We start from the raw sequence: 274 nt of genomic DNA, 5'->3' as shown, positions 1-274 counted from the left end.
CTATATTATGGAAGAACAAAACGATCATTCGTCATCTGGCGCGCTGGAAGATAAACAACTCTGGGAAGATCTTCTTGGAGGAAAGGCAAATGACGTAGTTGCACCATTTTCCTCCGGGGAAGAAAATGAAATGTGGGTAAATATCCTAAATGGTATTAGAGCAAATAAACGAAAAAAGAAATTAAAAAGAATAAGGATATACAGTTCCATTGCTGCTACGATCATGTTTGCCATGCTTAGTCTAATTGGCTATAATACCCTTGTCAAACCAGAC

Annotated in this window: 1 protein-coding gene; it reads left to right on the top strand. The window is 38.0% G+C overall.

What is annotated here, in order from left to right; all coding sequences use genetic code 11:
* Nucleotides 1–274: hypothetical protein (locus SB764_RS40050; RefSeq protein ID WP_410866756.1), on the top strand; the 274-nt coding region annotated here is incomplete at both ends.

The sequence above is a fragment of the Paraburkholderia sp. SIMBA_027 genome (genome assembly GCF_046535315.1).
Lineage (GTDB): Bacteria > Pseudomonadota > Gammaproteobacteria > Burkholderiales > Burkholderiaceae > Paraburkholderia > Paraburkholderia tropica.
This window is presented reverse-complemented; position numbering and strand designations above follow the sequence as displayed.